This window comes from Pseudomonas sp. LB3P14 (assembly GCF_054898045.1).
In genome coordinates this window covers 4,811,526-4,829,866 of sequence record NZ_CM142714.1, presented here as the reverse complement: position 1 = coordinate 4,829,866, position 18,341 = coordinate 4,811,526, and the positions used below count along the sequence as shown (strand labels likewise).

The following is an 18,341-nucleotide window of genomic DNA, read 5'->3' as shown; positions in this document are numbered from 1 at the left end:
CGATGCTAGCTTGCCTGACGTTCTCGGAGGGCAGGTCTTGACTATAAAAATGGCAATTTCGTTGGGTGCTTTATCACTGGTTTTGGCAGGCTGCGGAACCGTCGCTACGGTATTGCAGGATGACGCCGCCGCGGCCCAGGGGCTGCGAAGACAAAAAACCTATTGCCAGTCCATCCCCCGCGTTTATAGCGGCCTGGCCTACGATTTTTGTGTGTTGAATGCGCCGCCGGACCCCACCGGTATTCTCGTACCGCTCGTTCTACTGGACCTGGCCTTGTCTGGCGTTCTGGACACGGCGGCCTTGCCGTACACCATTTACCGGCAAGGGGTCGATGGCAATATCAGCATCTACTGGCGAGCAGGCCGCGGGTAACTCTTTTGTATTCAGGCATGTCAGTGCTACCTCCACGAGGGAAGTACAGTGATTTCATAATTTATGTCGATGAGAGCGGCGATCATGGGATGCAAACATTAGATCCAAACTACCCAATGTTTGTGCTGGCATTTTGTGTGTTTCATAAAAGGCATTATTGCGGAAAGGTTATTCCTGCCCTTCAGAAGTTCAAATTTAATCATATGGGTCATGACCTGATCGGTCTGCATGAATTGGAAATTCGAAAGGAGAAGGGAGCGTTCTCTAGTCTTTTCACATCAAGGCAACACAAACATGCCTTTCTCGATGAGTTGACGGGAATCATTGAAGCCAGCAATTTCGTCCTGATTAGCTGCGCTATCGACAAAGCCGCTCTTCGCGAAAAGCAAGGTCCTGTCCACAATCCTTATCATGTCGCGCTCGGATTCTGCCTTGAAACGCTTTATGAGTATTTGCAGGAAAAGAATCAACAGAGCGTTTTAACTCATGTGATTTTCGAGCGTCGAGGGAAGCGGGAGGATAATGAGCTTGAACTGGAGTTTCGTCGCATGTGCGATGGCGCGAACAGATTGGGCATACAACTGCCGTTCGACATCGTCTTTGCAACCAAACAAGTGAATTCCACGGGGTTACAGCTAGCGGATCTTGTTGCAAGACCCATTGGTATGAGCGTTTTGCGGTCGGGGCAAGAAAATCGTGCCTTTGACGTGCTCAAGCGCAAGTTCTACTGCAGTGGTGGGCGTAACAATGTGGGAGAGGGTTTCGAGAATTGGGGGTTAAAAATTTTCCCTCTCTCAGAAAGCGAAAAACCCCGGTGAAACTCACCGAGGCCACAACGCCGACCGGGATCCCCCAGTCCATTTGCGCAGGAGTCTATGTCGAGGTCCGTCATCTGTCAACGCGCCAGCTTGCCACTTCCCGCTAGAGGCTTGCCGTCGCTTTTAAGCTATAATCCCGCCCTTTAGCTGCCACTCGCCCTTTGCGAGGGCACATTAATCTTTTAGGCGCCTTGCGCCTGCATGCAGACTAAAGAGGCTAGACCCCTGTGGCATTGACGATTCTTGGCCTGTCCGGCGCCCTTAGCCATGATCCTTCCGCAGCCTTGTACATCGACGGCAAGCTGGTCGCGGCGGCTGAGGAAGAGCGCTTTGTGCGCGATAAACATGCAAAGAACCGCATGCCTTACGAGTCGGCGAAGTTCTGCCTCGAGCAGGCTGGCATCAAACCGTCCGACGTTGATGTGGTAGCGATTCCATTCGCGCCGATCAGCCTGTTCGGCAAGGCTCGCTGGCATTACGCCAAGCGTTACTGGTACGCACCGGACCGCGCGCTCGACGCGATCCTGATGGGTAACCGTCGCTACAAGCGCTATCGCAACAAGATTGTCTGGTGCCTTGAGCAATTGGGTTTCGATCCGAAAAAAATCAAGATCGAACCGGTCGAGCATCACCTGGCCCACGCCTCCAGCGCCTACCACTGCTCCGGTTTCAAAGAGAAAACCGCGATCCTCGGGATTGACGGCAAGGGTGAGTACGCCACGACCTTTTTCGGTTACGGCGAAAACGGCAAGATCCACAAGATCAAGGAATTCTTCGATCCGGACTCCCTCGGCGGCCTGTACGGCGCGATCACCGAGTTCCTCGGTTTCGAGATGCTCGACGGTGAGTTCAAGGTCATGGGCATGGCGCCGTATGGCGATGCCAGCAAATACGATTTCTCGCGTCTGGCTTCGTTCGAGAACGGCGAGCTGGTGATCAACACCGACTACGCCAACGTCATCGGCTTGCGTCGTTATAAAGAGAAAGGCAAAGGCTTCTATTTCTCGCCGAAGCTGATCGAGTGGCTGGGTCCGAAGCGCGAAGGCGACATCGCCGACGAACCGTACATCCACTACGCCGCGAGCATGCAAGCGCTGTTCGAAAAGATCTCGCTGCAGATGATCGATCACTACCTGGGCGACGTACTCAAGGAAACCGGCAAACTGGCCTTCGCCGGTGGCTGTGCGTTGAACGTCAAACTGAACCAGAAGATCATCGCTCGCGACGACGTCAAAGAGTTGTTCGTGCAGCCGGCGTCCGGCGATGCCGGTACTGCGGTCGGTGCTGCGGCTTACGTGTCCCACGCCCGTGGTGTGCCGGTCGAGAAGATGGAACACGTCTACCTCGGCCCGTCCTACACCAACGAAGACGTGCTCGCTGCGTGTGCCCGTCACCCGAGCAAGCCGGTATGGCGCAAGCTCGAGAACATGCCGGAAAACATCGCCAAAATCATGGTCGACGGCAACCCGGTGGCCTGGTTCCAGGGCCGCATGGAGTTCGGTCCGCGCGCCTTGGGTGGTCGTTCGATCATCGGTTGCCCGAGCGCCACCGGCGTGGCTGACCGGATTAACCACCAGATCAAGTTCCGCGAGCGCTGGAGGCCTTTCTGCCCGTCGATGCTCGACACTGTTGCACCGCAGATGATCAAGGTCGATCACCCGGCGCCGTTCATGACCTTCACCTTTGAAGTGGCTGAAGAGTGGAAAACCCGCGTGCCGGAAGTCGTCCATGAAGACGGTACGTCGCGGGCCCAGGTGCTCAAGCGCGAATACAACCCGCGCTACTACGACATGATGAAGGCGCTGGAAGCACTGACCGGTAACGGCGTGTCGCTGAACACCTCGCTCAACCGTCGTGGCGAACCGATGATCTGCTCGCCTACGGATGCCCTGAACATGTTCTTCGGTTCCGATCTACAGTATCTGATCATGGAAGACATCCTGGTGGTCAAAGAGGGCGCGGACGCATATGACACGCTCGGCTGAACGCCATGTGCTGCAGTTCTGTCACGGCTATGACGGGCCGTTTCTGGACTGCGCCCGGCAGTACGCCAGCCTGTTCGCGGGGACCGGTTATCGAGTGACCACGGTATTCCTGACCGGGGCCGCAGACAGTGAGGTCGCCGCGGGCTGTGCTTCCGATGAAGTGCTGTTCATGGAATACAGCTCCAAGGCCATTCGTGGCCTGAAGCTGGGCGCCATCGGCGATCTGCGCAAGATCGCCGCCTCGCGCAATTTCAGTTTTTGCATCGCTCACCGATTCAAACCTATTTATATCGCCTTGCTCGGCACCTCGTTGCCGGTGATTGGCGTGCATCACGCGTTTGACGATTACAAGCGCGGCACGCGCAAACTCTTCGCGAATATTTTCCGCAAGCGTCTGAGCCTGCTCGGGGTTTCCGATGCGGTGCGCGACGACATGCGTCATTGCCTGCCGAAATGGCCGGCGGCACGGATTCAGACGCTCTATAACCGAATCGATGTGCAGACCTTGCAGGACAGCCAGGTATCGGTTCGCGAGGCTCGGGAAACCCTGGGTCTGGCGATGGATGCCTGGGTTGTCGGCAACGTCGGACGGCTGCATCCGGACAAAGATCAGGCCACGCTGCTGCACGGTTTTGCCGCGGCGTTGCCGGGTTTACCGGCCAACAGTCAACTGGTGATTCTCGGTGCCGGTCGACTGGAGCAGGACCTCAAGGCCCTGGCCCGTGAGCTGGGTATCGGCGGCCGCGTGCTGTTCCTCGGTCAGGTGCCTGAGGCTCGGCGTTATTTTCGTGCCTTCGATGTGTTTGCCCTGAGTTCCGATCACGAACCGTTCGGCATGGTGCTGCTGGAGGCCATGGCTGCCGGCGTGCCATTGCTCGCCACGGCGTGCGGCGGGGCGAAGGAAGTGGTCGAGGGCGTCGGTATTCTGTTCCCGCTGGGCGATGCCGAACACTTGGCTCAAGGGCTGCAACATCTGGCCGCGATGGACGAGCAGCAACGTCACCAGTGTGCCGAGCTGATGCTCGATCGCTTGCGTGAACGCTTCTCCGACCGCGCGGTGCGCGATGCTTTCTGGCGTTTGCCGCACGTTACCGAACTGGCACCGAGGGGCTGATGCTCAACCGATTTCAAGGCTGGCGCGAACGTGGCTGGGCGGTAGTCGACGCCTCGACCTATGCCGAGGCCTGGCAACGTTATGGCGGCAGCGTCGCCACTCATCCCATGGTGGTCGAGCGGCTGGCGCAGTTGGCCGACATCCCTGTGCGTTACCTGGCCTGGGAGCAAAATGGTGAAGTCAAAGCCGCGATCCCGACCTGGGGGCGCGACCTCGCCTTGTCCAAGTATGTGCTCAAGCGTTGCGGTAAAAAAGGCCTGTTCGACCTCGGTAATGCCGAGTTCATCCTGCCGGCCGCTGCCGATGCACAAGCGCCGCTACGTCATCGTGGACGCTACCTGTCGGTGCTGAATGAAGGCCGTTTCACCGGCATCAAGTTGCAGGCCGAGCAACTGGCGATGGCCCGCACTCCCGAAGAACTGTCGAAGAAGTTTCGCTACAACCAGCGCCGTGAATTGCGATTGCTGGAAGAAGCGGGCGGAGTGGTTCGGCCGGTCGCCGAGTTTTCCAGCAGTGAGCTGGCAGCGATCTATTGCGACCTGTTCCAGCGTCGCTGGGGCTTCCCGGCGACGGGGGCCGAGCGCATGGCTGAGGTCATCGAATTGCTGCGTGACTTGCTGATCGGCTCGGTGATTTTTCTCAACGATGCGCCGATAGCGATTCAACTGGTCTACCGTGTCGAGACACCACAGTGGATCAGCGTCGAGTACATCAATGGCGGCGTCGATCCCGAAACCCGCGAATTCAGTCCCGGCAGCGTGCTGAGTTTTCTCAATACGCAAAGTGCCTGGGAGCATGCCCGGGCGTTGGACAAACCCTTGCGCTTTTCTTTCGGTCGCGCCGACCGTGAATACAAGGATCGCTGGTGCAATCCTGTGCCGGTATTCACCGTATGAGCCAGCCCATGAACCGCAAACAGCAATTGCTCAAGCGCCATCGGCGCACCAAACGCATTGGTCTGCTCATTGCGCTGGCGCTATTGATTGCCATCGGCTTGCTGGTGAGCTGGTGGCTGCCGTTGGTGCTCGCGGTTCTGGGCTGGATTGCCCACGAGGCATGGTTCGCCGACCATTTGTTTTATTCGCCCAAAGACGATTACCAGTACAGCTTCCCTCCGTACACCCAACAGCCCAAGGTTCACCTTGATGGTGAGCGTTTGCGCCTGGACGACGGCGTCATGCTGGTCGACGACGCCACCCTGATCCTGGCGTTGCGGATAAAAAGCACCTGGCTGGGACGCTTTATCGATCCAGTGGTCGAGTTGTCGGGGGGGGATAACCCGGACCGACAAACCTTCGAGCGTGGTGTGAATGGCCTGCGTTACCTTAACCTCAGTGGTCAGGCGCATGTTCTTTCGCAAGGTGAGTTACGTCTACGCGGGCGTTTCTGCCGATTGCTCGGTGAGCCGGTGCTCTGGGCGTTCGAGCATCCGGATTACAGCCGTCAGCGGGTAATGGTGATTGCGCCCCACGCCGACGATGCCGAGTTGGCCGCATTCGGGTTGTACAGCAGCGCCAGTCAAAGCTGGATCGTGACCATGACCGCCGGTGAAATCGAGGCCGAGCACTATCAGCAGATGGGGCTCAACGGCGTCGAAGCGTCTCGGCTGAAAGGCTCGCTTCGCGCCTGGGACAGTCTCAGCGTGCCGCTGTGGGGCGGCGTACCTCAGGAACGCTGCATTCAGTTGGGGTATTTTTGCCTGCAATTGCCCGCCATGCAAAGTGCGCCGACCGAGGCCGTGGTGTCCCGTGAGGCACAGCTTGGCGATACTCGATATTTTCGACGGTTCAATCCGTTTGCCCTGGGCAGTGACATCGATGGCATACCGTCCTGGAACAATCTTCTGGCCGACCTGAGTGAGTTGATCGAGCGTATCCAGCCCCAGGTCATTGTCTTGCCACATCCGCGTTTCGACCCGCACCCAGACCATCTATGCTCACAACAGGCGGTGATGCAGGCACTGAGCGGTACAGCCTGGCAACCTGAAACCTTATTGCATTACGCCAATCATCTACACGATAACGATCGCTGGCCAATGGGTGATGCCAGCACTGGCGTGACACTGCCGCCACAGATCAATAGACATGAATCGTTGCGGCCCTGGGCGCTTTGCCTGTCGACCGAAAAGCAGTGGAACAAGGCTATGTCGTTGGGCATGATGCACGACCTTCAGCCCCGGCTTCCCCTCAAGCGTCTACTTCGTCGGGCGATACAACGTTGTCTGGCGGCCCGACACTGGCCGGCTTTCGGCGAAAACGAGTTCTTCCGTAAAGCGGTGCGACGCCACGAATTATTCTGGGTCCAAGAGCTGTCTGGAAAGAGAGAGACCAATTGAAAGTTCTGTTTCTGGTGCAGAAAGAGCAGCGAGCGATCCTCGATCGACTGTATGACGGTATCGCCGAGTGCTGCGACTGCGACAAGCGTGAGCTGACCAGCGCGGAGCAGGACGACTTGCGGGGTTACTTTCGCGAGCATGTCGATGTGAGCCGCTATGACAGGATTGTGTTCTTCCTGCGCTTCAAAAAAGAAATCAGACAGGTGAGGTTCATACAAACCCTGCCTAATCTGGTTATTCTGGAACACGATGCCTACCAGAATTACATCCCGTGCAAGTACACGGGCAAGTTCAGCGCCCATTACCACAAGCTGCCTTGGGTGCGGGTGATCTGCTCGGGTTTCATGGTCAGCCAGCGCTTGCGTGATGAAGGGTTTGACGCGCATTTCGTGCCCAAGGGCTACGATCAGGCGCTGTTGCAAAACTGCCAGCGTGAACGTGATATCGAACTGGGTTTCGTCGGTAGTCTCAACAGCGTGGCGTATGCCGGACGCAAGGCCATGCTCGAGTCCGTGGCCGACGTGGAGAACCTGCTGATCACGCGCACCAAGTCGGGTGAGGAATACTGCGAGACGTTGAGCCGGATCCGTTACTTCGTGAGTGCCGACGTCGGCATGGGCGAATACATGATCAAGAATTTCGAGGCCATGGCCTGTGGTTGTGTGCTGTTTGCTTACGATCAAGGGGAAGCAGAGAATCGCGCGCTGGGGTTTGTCGATATGCACAACATCGTGCTCTATCGAACCCGCGACGAACTCAGGGAAAAACTGGCGGTGTTGCGCGAGTCCCCACAGCTGACCGAGACCATTTCATTGGCCGGACAGGCTCTGGTAGAGCAGCGTTACACGTTCCGGGCTGTCGGGCATGCGATTGTCGAGGCCCTGCGTGCACCGCTGCGCGAGCATGTCCCGCTGGGCTGGAAAGAAAAATTACGCTTGTCGCTGGGGCTGTGAAGCCGGGCGATTAAACAACCAATGGTGCGGTGTAAATAAATGCTGTTCAGCGAGACTAGCGACATTTCGGTAGTAATCACTAGTTGCGGTCGCTTCGATCTGTTGAAGCGTACCCTCGAGACGTTTGACCGGTTCAACACGGCTCCCATCCGTAAAGTGTTCATCACCGAGGACTCCGGCGACAGCGCCGTAGAGGCCTGTATTCCGGAGCACTGGAGGGCGCATACCCAGTTTTTCATCAACAAGCCACGCTTGGGCCAGTTGCGATCCATCGATGCCGCCTATGCCGAGGTGCAGACGTCGTGGATTTTTCACTGTGAAGACGACTGGGACTTCTACCGTGAAGGGTTTATCGAAGAGTCCCAATGCCTGCTGGAGGAAGATCCACAGGCGCTGCAAGTGTGGCTGCGCAGCTTCAATCATGACCTGATGGTTCACAGTCCTTACGTGTTCCTGAACGAGCGCAAAGTCAGCCATGGCATTCCTTTCCATGTATTGGGCTCGCAAAAAGCCGAGTGGCAAGGTTTTTCCTTTAATCCAGGGCTGCGCCGTCGTGCGGATTACTTGACGCATGCACCGTATTCCGCATTTTCCGGGGAGAAAGACCTGTCGCGTCTGTATGCTGGCGAAAATCGCTATGCGTTGATTCTGGAAAACGACGCGGTATTGCACACCGGTTTCGGTGAGCATGTGGTGGTTCCCAAGGAGCGGGAGAACAAATTACGGCGTAAACGTCTCGATCGGCTGAAGCTGATCGCAGCTCTTATCTTGGGTCTGGCAATAGGTTGGGTACTCCATGGAATTTAGCGGCATGAAGCCAGGAAAGAACACCATGGCGTATTTCGGAACGGTGCTCTGTCTGTTTCTTTTGAGCTTTGTGGTGGGCTGGTCGTCGAAGTGGACCAATAACCTGTTCTACGTCCTGATGGCATTGCCGGGCCTGGTCTTTCTGATCAAGGAGCGCGGGGCGGGCTTGCTCAAGGAGCCGCTGGCATGGGGCTGGCTGGCGTTCATTCTGTGGTTTCTGGTGCCTGCAACGATTGCAGGGCAGATGCAGTTCTACAAGCACGTCTTCTATGTACTGATGTTCGTCATGGTGGCCGGCGCCCTTACCGATCCGCAGTTCTTCCGCAGCGCGGCGTTTATTCGCGCTCAGTTCTGGATTCTGACGTTGTACATCTTCGGCAGCGCACTCTACGGTTGGGCAACCGGTGAGTTCGCCGTCGGCGGCCGGGTGGGGCTGCTTCCGGCGCGTTTGGAGAACGTCATCTACGCCAGCATTTGGCTGTTCTGTGCGTTGGCGCTGGCACTGCCCATCTGGTTCAAGGAGCGAAAGTACATCGAAGCTGGCCTGGCCATCGTTTTGTCGGTGTTCGCGGTAGCCTTCGTCCTGCAGACGCGTACTGCGTTTGTGGGGGCAGTGTTCCTGTTTGGTATGTGGGTGCTTTACGGCATTTACCACAGGCCGCGGCTGGTAGGCGGTGCGGTGGCAATTTGCGCAATCGTTTTAGGCCTACTGTTTTTGGTGGTGCACAACGAAGCCTGGTACCAGTCCCTCTGGAACCGAGGTGATTCGTACCGCATCGAGATTTTTCATATCATGGTCGGCGAGTGGCGCCACTGCGGCTGGGTACTGGGCTGCGGCATCAACTTTCACACCGCCCAGGTACTCGATGGCTGGATGCCGATTCAGCATCCGCACAATATTTTCGTAGCGCTGGGGCTGTACAGCGGCGGGGTCGCGCTGGTGTTGTTCGTTGCGCTGATGGCAGCATCCCTTTGGCAGGCCTGGCGGCTGCGCGACGTGTGGGGTATGTACCTGGCGTGTGCGCTGGTGATGCTGAACTTCGATGGCAGTTTGCTGATCGGTAACCCTGACGAGTTGTGGCCACTGGTGCTGCTGCCCGCAGCGATGATCCTCTCTCGCGTGCTGAAGGCGCGGCAACCCGCGCTGGCGTAATGCCTGGCCTTCGTCTCCTCCCCGGAGGCGAAGGCGCTCAGATCATTTTTGCAGGGCGACGCTCAGCTCCTCCGGGGAGCAGATGCTCTGGGTCTGGCCATAATTGTGCATGAAGACTTCGCCGCGACCGTCAAGCAACCATTGCCGGTCTTGCGGGTAACGCACCATATGCTTGAAGTTGCGCAGCCGCAGGGTCTTGCGCAACGGACGGCGATACACCCGCATGTCGGCAATGTCGATCAGGCCCAACTGATGCTCGGGTGTGAGCACGATGTTGCCCAGGTGCGCCGAGCGGAAATAAATCCCCCGCTCATGCAAAGTGGCCATGAAGACCCCCAATTGACCGCGCAACGGATCGGCATCGCCCTGGGTGTCCAGTAGCTGGCGCAGGGTCTGGCCCGGTAGTGGATCGTAGTGCACGGCATCGCGCTCGATACTCGGGATGCGGTAAACCTGACGAATCGACGGGCAGGGGATCTGCCGTTCACGCAACGCATCGCAGTTGTCGGCAAAGCGTTTGGCGTACGGATACCATGCGGCCGATGTCAGCAGGCGCTTGCGGCGAAACAGTTTGAGTATTGAACCGTCCGTCAACCGCAGAACCTTGTCCCCCGAACCATCCGCTTCAAGGACTTGTGCTCCCTCGCGCAGGGCGAGATATCGGGTGTGATCAAGCGCTTGCATCAATACTCCGGGTTGGGCGCCGTGAGGCATGGATAGCCGGCCATGTTACCGCAGGTCAGCGACTAAAATGGCCTGTGTTACACTCGCGGGCTCTTTTCTCATACAACGGGTTCTCATGACCAGCCCTGATTCGCCTGCGCCGTCGAGCTTGAAGATTTACCTGCGCCTGCTGTCGTATGTGCGTCCGTACTGGGGCATGTTTGCCATCAGTATTGTCGGCTTTGTGATTTTTGCCTCGACGCAGCCCATGCTCGCCGGGATTCTTAAATATTTCGTTGATGGCCTGAGCAACCCTGAAGCGGTGCTCTTCCCGACTGTTCCCTATCTGCAAGACTTGCAGTTGCTGATGGCTGTGCCGCTGCTGATCATCCTGATCGCCGCCTGGCAAGGCCTGGGGTCTTTCCTGGGTAACTATTACCTGGCCAAAGTATCCTTGGGGCTGGTCCACGACTTGCGTGTTGAACTGTTCAACAAGTTGCTGGTATTGCCCAACCGTTATTTCGATACCCATAACTCCGGGCACCTGATTTCGCGCATCACTTTCAACGTGACCATGGTCACCGGTGCGGCCACGGACGCCATCAAAGTGGTCATTCGTGAAGGCCTGACCGTGGTGTTCCTGTTTGCTTACCTGTTGTGGATGAACTGGAAGTTGACCCTGGTGATGCTGGCGATCCTGCCAATCATCGCGATCATGGTCAGCAGCACCAGCAAAAAATTCCGCAAGCAGAGCAAGAAAATCCAGGTGGCGATGGGCGACGTGACTCACGTGGCCTCCGAGACCATCCAGGGTTATCGCGTGGTGCGCAGCTTCGGCGGCGAGAGCTATGAAGAGCGTCGTTTTGCCGAAGCCAGTCAGGGCAACACCGACAAGCAATTGCGCATGACCAAGACCGGTGCGGTCTACACACCCATGTTGCAATTGGTGATCTACACCGCCATGGCGGTGCTGATGTTCCTGGTGCTGTTCCTGCGCGGCGACGCCACCGCCGGTGACCTGGTGGCCTACATCACCGCGGCGGGCCTGTTGCCCAAGCCGATTCGACAGTTGTCGGAAGTCAGTTCGACGATCCAGAAAGGCGTCGCCGGTGCCGAGAGCATTTTCGAGCAACTGGACGTTGAACCAGAGATTGACAAGGGTACCGTCGAGCGCGATCGCGTCACCGGCCACCTGGACGTGCGCAACCTGAGCTTCACCTATCCGGGGACCGAGCGTGAAGTGCTGAAGAACATCAGCTTCACCGCGGCACCGGGGCAAATGATCGCCCTGGTTGGTCGTTCGGGTAGCGGCAAGTCGACCCTGGCCAGCCTTATTCCGCGTTTCTATCACCACGAAACCGGCGAGATCATGCTCGATGACGTGGAAATCGAAGATTATCGTCTGCGCAATCTGCGTCGGCACGTGGCGCAGGTGACACAGCATGTGACCCTGTTCAACGACACCATCGCCAACAACATCGCTTACGGTGACCTCGCCGGCGCACCACGTGCCGACATTGAAAAGGCCGCCACGGATGCTTACGCGATGGACTTCATCTCGGAGATGCCGCAAGGCCTGGACACCCAGGTCGGGGAAAACGGCGTGTTGCTGTCCGGTGGCCAGCGTCAGCGCCTGGCGATTGCCCGGGCCTTGTTGAAGAACGCACCGTTGCTGATTCTCGACGAGGCAACGTCGGCGCTCGATACCGAGTCCGAGCGGCATATTCAGGCTGCACTGGATCAGGTCATGAAAGGTCGCACCACGCTGGTGATTGCTCACCGGTTGTCGACCATCGAGAAGGCCGACATGATCCTGGTCATGGACCATGGTGAAATCGTCGAGCGCGGTACCCACGCTCAACTGTTGGCGCAAAACGGCTACTACTCGCGCCTGCACGCGATGGGGCTGGACGAGCCGGTCACCGCCGGAATCGCCTGACCTCCGCTGGCCGCCACCGAGGGGTGGCGGCCGCAAAAAATCTTCTCATTAATGCCATGCGCAAGCCCACGCCTACCCTGTGTTAATATCGCGCCCCTGTTCATTTTGTATGTGGGTTGCTCCATGAAGTTGTCCATGCCGCGATTCGATCAAGCCCCTGTCTTGGTGGTCGGCGATGTCATGCTCGACCGTTACTGGCATGGTGGTACCTCACGGATTTCCCCTGAGGCGCCGGTACCGGTAGTCAAGGTCGAGCAAATCGAGGACCGCCCGGGCGGTGCCGCCAACGTTGCGTTGAACATTGCCGCCCTCGGCGCACCAGCCTCGCTGGTTGGCGTGACCGGCGACGATGAAGCTGCCGACAGCCTGGTCAATAGCCTCAAGGGCGCTGGCGTACGAGCGTTGTTCCAGCGCATCGCGCATCAGCCGACCATCGTCAAGCTGCGGGTCATGAGCCGTCACCAGCAACTGCTGCGTATCGACTTCGAAGAACCCTTCGCCACCGACGCCCTGGCGTTGGGCGCGCAAGTCGACGAATTGCTCGAAGGCATCAAGGTGCTGGTGCTGTCCGACTACGGCAAAGGCGCGCTGAAAAACCATCAGGTGTTGATCCAGGCCGCCCGCGCCCGTGGCATTCCGGTGCTGGCCGACCCCAAGGGCAAGGATTTCTCGATCTACCGTGGTGCGAGCCTGATCACGCCGAACCTCAGCGAGTTCGAAACCATCGTCGGTGCTTGCATCGACGAACACGAGCTGGCGACCAAGGGCGCGCAATTGATGCACGACCTCGACCTCGGCGCATTGCTGGTGACCCGTGGTGAACACGGCATGACTCTGCTGCGTCCGGATCATCCGGCACTGCACCTGCCGGCCCGTGCCCGTGAAGTGTTCGACGTGACCGGTGCCGGCGACACGGTGATTTCCACCCTGGCGGCCGCCATTGCCGCTGGCGAAGAACTGCCGCACGCGGTGGCCCTGGCCAATCTGGCTGCGGGCATCGTGGTCGGCAAACTCGGTACGGCGGCCATCAGCGCGCCGGAACTGCGTCGCGCTATCCAGCGTGAGGAAGGTTCTGAGCGTGGTGTGCTCGGTCTTGAGCAGCTGTTGCTGGCGGTCGATGATGCGCGTGCGCATAAAGAGAAGATCGTCTTCACCAACGGCTGCTTCGACATTTTGCACGCCGGCCACGTGACCTACCTCGAGCAGGCGCGGGCCCAGGGCGATCGCTTGATCGTTGCGGTCAACGACGATGCGTCGGTCAGCCGACTGAAAGGCCCGGGTCGTCCGATCAACAGCGTCGACCGTCGCATGGCCGTACTGGCCGGTCTGGGCGCCGTGGATTGGGTGATCAGTTTCGCTGAAGGCACCCCGGAAAACCTGCTGCGCGAGGTCAAGCCGGATGTGCTGGTCAAGGGTGGGGACTACGGGATCGAGCAAGTGGTCGGCGCGGACATCGTGACTGCTTACGGCGGAACTGTGAAAGTGCTGGGGCTGGTGGAAAACAGCTCGACCACAGCGATTGTCGAGAAGATCCGCAAATCCGAGTGACCCTGATCGTTCCCACGCTCCGCGTGGGAATGCAGCCCGGGACGCTCTGCGTCCCAAAGCGGACGCAGAGCGTCCATTGAGGCATTCCCACGCGGACGGTTCGACGCCTCGACGTGGGAACGATCAATCAGGAGCTGACTTTTTTACGCGGCACAATCTTCTTCAGTAATAGCTTCGCCTTCCCACGCAACCGGGCTAATCCGGAATCCTTCCCCGGCGGGCTCAAACCCTGTTGCCGCACCCAATCCTTCCAGCGAATCCGCTCGTCCCGCACCAGCCAGCCTTCCTGCTGGGCAAAACTCTCTGCCAGGTACAACCCGCGAGTACTCGCCGGGTACAGCTGATCCTTCTTCAAGGTATACAGCTCGGCCATCGGCTGGCCGTCCTGCAGTGGCATTAAATACAGATCGGGGCGTTTGCGATCGAGGCGGGCTACCAGTTGATCGCCCTCCAGTCGTTCGTCGACATGAAACAAACTCAAGGATTTGGCTTCCTTGGGCACGTCCAGGCGCAAGTCATAGATCAATTGCAGCGACGCGGTCGGCAAATGCACGTAAGCCCGCGGACGTTCGATCAACTGCATCTTGGCGCAACGCACCGGCCGCGCCGAACCGGATAGCGGCGTCAGGCGAAACGGCAACGCCTCGCGATAATGCAGGGCGGACGAGTAGGGCGCCGGCAGCCAAGTGTCGTTGAAGCGCCCGCCGAGCCAGCCTTCCGGCGTTTCCAACAAGCACTCTTCGGCAATCTCCTGGATCGCCGTGTGCAGCGGCAGGTTCAGCTCGTGGGCCGGTACGTAGCCGGAGATCAGCTTGAGCACCACATCGCCACGGTCTTGCCGACGCTGACGGACCAACACCCAGTAGTCGCGATTTTGCCAATGAAGGGTCAGGCGCACCGAGACCCCAAGGTTGGCCAGCTCAAGCGAAAACCGCTGAGTGTCGGCTACCGTCACCGGGCGGCGACGTTGCAGGGTCTGGGAGAAATTGAGCGGCATCCCGACGCTTTGATAACTCAGGCCTTCGGGAGTCGCTTCGACGAATAACGGCAGGGTCTTGAAGTTGCTCGGGTTCTTTCTTATGAGCGTACGCGGCATGTCGGCTCCTGCTTAAGGCCGCGTGGGCGGCATCAGTTTCTACGTAGGACCTGGGCAACGGTCGCGACGTTATGGGCGAGGTGCAGCGGATTAATGGTCCCGACAATAGCACTGGCAACACCCGGATGTTCAAACAACAACTCGAAGCTGGCGCGAACAGGGTCCACGCCCGGACTCAGGCATACGTGGCCGCTGGCGAGGGCTTTTTTGACCAGAATGGCTTTGCCGTGAGCAGCAGCATAGTCAATGACCGGCTTCTCGTTCTGCTCGTTCAGATTGTAGGTGACCATGGCGCAATCGCCTTGTTCCAGAGCCTTCAAACCGCCTTCGACGGTTTTGCCGGAAAAACCGAAGCCGCGAATCTTGCCCTCGCTCTTCAGCGCCGCGAGGGTCGCATAGACTTCGCTGTCATTGAGGATCGCCAGGTCGTTGCCGTCGGAGTGCACAAGCACCAGGTCGATAAAATCCGTTTCCAGGCGTTGCAGGCTGCGCTCCACCGACAATCGCGTGTGGGCGGCGCTGAAATCGTGGCTCGACTGGCCGTCGGCAAACTCTTCGCCGACCTTGCTGACGATCACCCAATCCTGACGCTGCCCACGCAGCAATGGGCCGAGGCGTTCTTCGCTGCGGCCATAAGCCGGGGCAGTATCAATCAGGTTAATGCCCAGGTCGCGCGCGAGTTTGAGCAGCATGCGCGCTTCGTCGTCATCGGGAATCTGGAAACCGTTGGGGTATTTCACGCCTTGGTCACGGCCGAGTTTTACCGTGCCCAGGCCCAGTGGCGAAACCAGCAGGCCGGTGCTGCCCAGCGGGCGATGCAGATCGTGCAGGGTCGGTTGGCTCATGGCAGCAGTTGCTCCCAGGCAGGGACGCCCATCGGCGGTTTTGGCAGATCGGGCAGCGGCGCCGGATGGCTTGGCTGGATGCCGTCGCGCTGCAAGGAGGCGATGACCCGGTCGGCGAAGTCTGGCGCGAGGGCCAGTTTGGTCGGCCAACCAACCAGCAACCGGCCCTCTTCGGCAATAAACGCGTTGTCGGGGCGAGTCAGCCCCGATTGTAGCGGCTCGGCGCGATCCACTCGCAAGGTCGCCCATTGCGCCGTGCTCAGGTCGATCCATGGCAGCAACTGGCCGAGTTCTTTCTGCGCCGTGGCGATTTGTGCCGCGGGTTCACGAGTGACACCTTCTGCTTCGGCGATATCGCCGCCCAGGTACCAGACCCATTGGCCATCGGCGGCCGGATGAGTGGTGACGGTAATGCGCGGTTTGGTGCCGCCGCCCAGGCAGTGGGCATACAGCGGTTTGAGACCCGGGCCTTTGGCGATGATCATGTGCAGCGGCCGGCGTTGCATGGCGGGCTGGCTCAGCCCCAGGGCTTCGAGCAGTGCTGCCGTACCGGCCCCTGCACTGAGGACGATGCGCTGGGCGCGGATTTCTCGCTCGTCGACTTTGAGGCCGACCAGAACGCCACCTTCCAGCAACGGTTCGATTTTCTGACCGGCGAGCAAACCATCACCCGCCAGATCGGCGAGGCGCTGAATCAGGCTCGGCACGTCGATCACCAGTTCCGCCAGACGATAGACCTTGCCCTTGAAGCGCTTGTCTTGCAGGGCGGGTGGCAGTTGCTCACCCTTGACCTGATCGACACGACCGCGCACGGCTTTGCTGGCGAAAAAACTGGTGAGATTGCCGGCGATCGTACCGGGGGACCAGAGGTAATGGGCTTCGGACAGCAGGCGCACGCCGGTCAGATCCAGCTCGCCATCACCGGCCAGGGCTTCACGCCAGCGCCGAGGCATGTCGGCGATGGCTTCCGATGCACCGGTCAGGGCGCCATGCAACGCGTACTTGGCGCCGCCGTGGATGATGCCCTGAGACTTCACGCTCTGCCCGCCGCCGAGGCTGGCGCTTTCCACCAGCACGGTCGAAAAACCCTGGCGGCGCAGGCGCGCATTCAGCCAGAGGCCGGCGACACCAGCGCCGACAATCAGAACGTCGGTGGAAATAACGGATGGCATGCAGCGACCTCAGTGTTCAAGACGAGGGCGCAGTATACAGACTCGAAGAAGAGTGGATTTGTTGGTGATGAATAGGGCGGACGCAAAACCTGTGGGAGCGAGCCTGCTCGCGAAAGCGGCGTGTCAGGCAACATTGATGTCGACTGACACACCCTCTTCGCGAGCAGGCTCGCTCCCACAATGGAATGTGTTGCGCACTTAATGGCCAGCAGTTTTGGAGAAGAGCTGGATCACCACTACGCCCAATACGATGAGCGCCATCCCCAGCATTGCCGGCACATCCAGTTTCTGCCCGTAGATAAACAGCGCCGCCACACTGACCATCACGATTCCCATGCCGGCCCACACCGCGTAGGCGACGCCCACCGGAACGCTGCGCACTACCAGCGTGAGCATCCAGAAGGCGATGCCGTAGCCGACGATGACCAACAACAGCGGCAGTGGGGTGCTGAAGCCTTTGACTGCTTTCATCGAAACAGTGGCGATCACTTCGGCGCAGATGGCGATGGCCAGGTAGTAGTAAGCGGTCATAGGTGCATCCTCGTGTGAAGTGTTGCTTTCTGAGGTCGGCATTCTAGAGATTCTCCAGATGCGGTAAAGTCATTACCTATCTGTTCTGAAGATGGGTTGAGCCATGAATACGCAATGGAATCTGGAGCAGCTGCGGCTGTTTGTCAGCGTAGCGGAGCAGCGTTCGTTTTCTGCGGTGGCGCGGGATCAGCGCAAGGCGCAGTCGGCGGTCAGCAGTTCGATTGCGCTGCTGGAAGAGGACCTGGGCGTCAGTCTGTTCGACCGCAGCAGCGGCCGCCAGCCGAAACTCACCGAGGCCGGTAACGCATTGCTGGACGAGGCGCGGGAGGTGCTGCGCCAATGCGAACGCCTTAACGGTCGGGCGCTGGCAATGATGCGCGGCCAGGAGGCGCGTTTGCGTGTGGCCCAGGATGAGGCGATGCCCTATCAACCGATTATCGAAAGCTTCGAAGCCCTGGCTCAGCAATTTCCCAGCCTTGAAGTGCAACTGACCAGCGCCGCCCAGGGCGATGTTGCGCGCAAACTGGTGGAACGTCGGGCCGATCTGGGGCTGCTGTTTTATCACGACCAGATTCCCGAAGCGCTCGAACGGCGGGTGTTGGGCAGCGTCGAAATGGTCACGGTGTGCGGCGTCGGCCACCCACTCGCGAAACAGGCTCAGGTCGACTGTCAGCAACTGGCGCAGCATCGACAGTTGCTGATGTCCACACAGTCCAGTGTCTATCCCGGAAGCGAGCCCGCCAGCCCGCAAGTCTGGCGGGCCGACAGTTTCTACGTGATGGCTGAATGGCTGGTGCGCGGCCTCGGCTGGGCCTGGCTGCCGCGCCACGTGGTGCAGTACCCCGCGTATCAGGATCTGATGGTCGAGCTGGTCAGCGAGTGGACCCCGCCGGCGCTGGTGGTGGAGCTGGTCTGGCGCCGCGATGAACCTCTGGGGCCGGCGGCTCGTTGGTTGGCGGAGCGTTTTGCCGTGCACTTGCAGGCGATCGGCGAAAAAAGCCGATAAACT

General features: G+C 59.1%; 17 protein-coding genes. 12 read left to right on the top strand and 5 right to left on the bottom strand.

The genetic code is table 11. The features are described from left to right. Window positions 1-37: 37 nt before the first annotated feature. From ACYZT5_RS22115 to ACYZT5_RS22075, 9 genes are all read left to right on the top strand, one after another. Window positions 38-373, top strand: coding sequence for a YceK/YidQ family lipoprotein (locus tag ACYZT5_RS22115; RefSeq protein WP_462052292.1), 336 nt, complete (start codon window positions 38-40; stop codon window positions 371-373). A gap of 17 nt (window positions 374-390) precedes the next feature. Further along, on the top strand, window positions 391-1,191 hold the full coding sequence (locus tag ACYZT5_RS22110; RefSeq protein ID WP_462047406.1) for a DUF3800 domain-containing protein: 801 nt from the start codon (window positions 391-393) through the stop codon (window positions 1,189-1,191). A gap of 227 nt (window positions 1,192-1,418) precedes the next feature. Continuing rightward, entirely contained in the window at window positions 1,419-3,176 is a 1,758-nt protein-coding gene (locus ACYZT5_RS22105; protein ID WP_462047405.1) for a carbamoyltransferase family protein, read from the top strand. Next, window positions 3,160-4,290: a glycosyltransferase gene (locus tag ACYZT5_RS22100; protein WP_462047404.1), complete on the top strand. Its 1,131-nt coding sequence runs from the start codon at window positions 3,160-3,162 to the stop codon at window positions 4,288-4,290. The genes ACYZT5_RS22105 and ACYZT5_RS22100 overlap by 17 nt, the downstream gene beginning before the upstream one ends. After that, window positions 4,290-5,186 (top strand): antimicrobial resistance protein Mig-14, encoded by an 897-nt coding sequence (locus tag ACYZT5_RS22095; protein ID WP_462047403.1) that lies wholly within the window; start codon window positions 4,290-4,292, stop codon window positions 5,184-5,186. Before ACYZT5_RS22100 ends, ACYZT5_RS22095 begins: the two co-directional genes overlap by 1 nt. Before the next feature lie 8 nt (window positions 5,187-5,194). Then, window positions 5,195-6,625, top strand: coding sequence for a PIG-L deacetylase family protein (locus ACYZT5_RS22090; RefSeq protein ID WP_462047402.1), 1,431 nt, complete (start codon window positions 5,195-5,197; stop codon window positions 6,623-6,625). Beyond that, entirely contained in the window at window positions 6,622-7,578 is a 957-nt protein-coding gene (locus ACYZT5_RS22085; protein WP_462047401.1) for a glycosyltransferase family protein, read from the top strand. Before ACYZT5_RS22090 ends, ACYZT5_RS22085 begins: the two co-directional genes overlap by 4 nt. A gap of 39 nt (window positions 7,579-7,617) precedes the next feature. Beyond that, window positions 7,618-8,385, top strand: a complete 768-nt coding sequence (locus tag ACYZT5_RS22080) for a glycosyltransferase family 2 protein (RefSeq protein WP_462047400.1) — start codon at window positions 7,618-7,620, stop codon at window positions 8,383-8,385. Between the two features lie 25 nt (window positions 8,386-8,410). After that, entirely contained in the window at window positions 8,411-9,538 is a 1,128-nt protein-coding gene (locus ACYZT5_RS22075) for an O-antigen ligase domain-containing protein (protein WP_462047399.1), read from the top strand. A gap of 42 nt (window positions 9,539-9,580) precedes the next feature. Here the strand turns inward: ACYZT5_RS22075 and ACYZT5_RS22070 are convergent, their stop codons facing one another. Further along, the gene (locus ACYZT5_RS22070) at window positions 9,581-10,222 is read right to left on the bottom strand and encodes a BUD32 family EKC/KEOPS complex subunit (RefSeq protein ID WP_462047398.1); all 642 of its coding nucleotides are present in this window, start codon (window positions 10,220-10,222) and stop codon (window positions 9,581-9,583) included. 115 nt (window positions 10,223-10,337) lie between these two features. On the opposite strand from ACYZT5_RS22070, the gene msbA reads away from it, so the two are divergent. Both msbA and hldE read left to right on the top strand, forming a co-directional pair. Then, window positions 10,338-12,140 (top strand): lipid A export permease/ATP-binding protein MsbA, encoded by a 1,803-nt coding sequence (gene msbA / locus ACYZT5_RS22065; RefSeq protein ID WP_462047397.1) that lies wholly within the window; start codon window positions 10,338-10,340, stop codon window positions 12,138-12,140. A 123-nt stretch (window positions 12,141-12,263) separates the two neighbouring features. Next, entirely contained in the window at window positions 12,264-13,688 is a 1,425-nt protein-coding gene (gene hldE / locus ACYZT5_RS22060; protein WP_462047396.1) for a bifunctional D-glycero-beta-D-manno-heptose-7-phosphate kinase/D-glycero-beta-D-manno-heptose 1-phosphate adenylyltransferase HldE, read from the top strand. Between the two features lie 127 nt (window positions 13,689-13,815). Here hldE and ACYZT5_RS22055 read toward each other — a convergent pair whose 3' ends face one another. The 4 genes from ACYZT5_RS22055 to ACYZT5_RS22040 form a co-directional block, all read right to left on the bottom strand. Beyond that, window positions 13,816-14,784, bottom strand: a complete 969-nt coding sequence (locus tag ACYZT5_RS22055; RefSeq protein ID WP_462003721.1) for a metal ABC transporter ATPase — start codon at window positions 14,782-14,784, stop codon at window positions 13,816-13,818. 32 nt (window positions 14,785-14,816) lie between these two features. Beyond that, window positions 14,817-15,629 (bottom strand): aldo/keto reductase, encoded by an 813-nt coding sequence (locus tag ACYZT5_RS22050; protein WP_462047395.1) that lies wholly within the window; start codon window positions 15,627-15,629, stop codon window positions 14,817-14,819. Next, the gene (locus ACYZT5_RS22045) at window positions 15,626-16,801 is read right to left on the bottom strand and encodes an NAD(P)/FAD-dependent oxidoreductase (protein WP_462047394.1); all 1,176 of its coding nucleotides are present in this window, start codon (window positions 16,799-16,801) and stop codon (window positions 15,626-15,628) included. Before ACYZT5_RS22045 ends, ACYZT5_RS22050 begins: the two co-directional genes overlap by 4 nt. A 198-nt stretch (window positions 16,802-16,999) precedes the next feature. Continuing rightward, window positions 17,000-17,332 carry a DMT family transporter gene (locus ACYZT5_RS22040; protein WP_008004867.1) on the bottom strand — a complete coding sequence of 111 codons (333 nt, stop codon included), beginning with the start codon at window positions 17,330-17,332 and terminating at the stop codon, window positions 17,000-17,002. A 103-nt stretch (window positions 17,333-17,435) separates the two neighbouring features. Between ACYZT5_RS22040 and ACYZT5_RS22035 the strand changes: the two genes are divergently transcribed. Then, window positions 17,436-18,338, top strand: a complete 903-nt coding sequence (locus ACYZT5_RS22035; protein WP_415772988.1) for a LysR family transcriptional regulator — start codon at window positions 17,436-17,438, stop codon at window positions 18,336-18,338. Window positions 18,339-18,341: the final 3 nt, after the last annotated feature.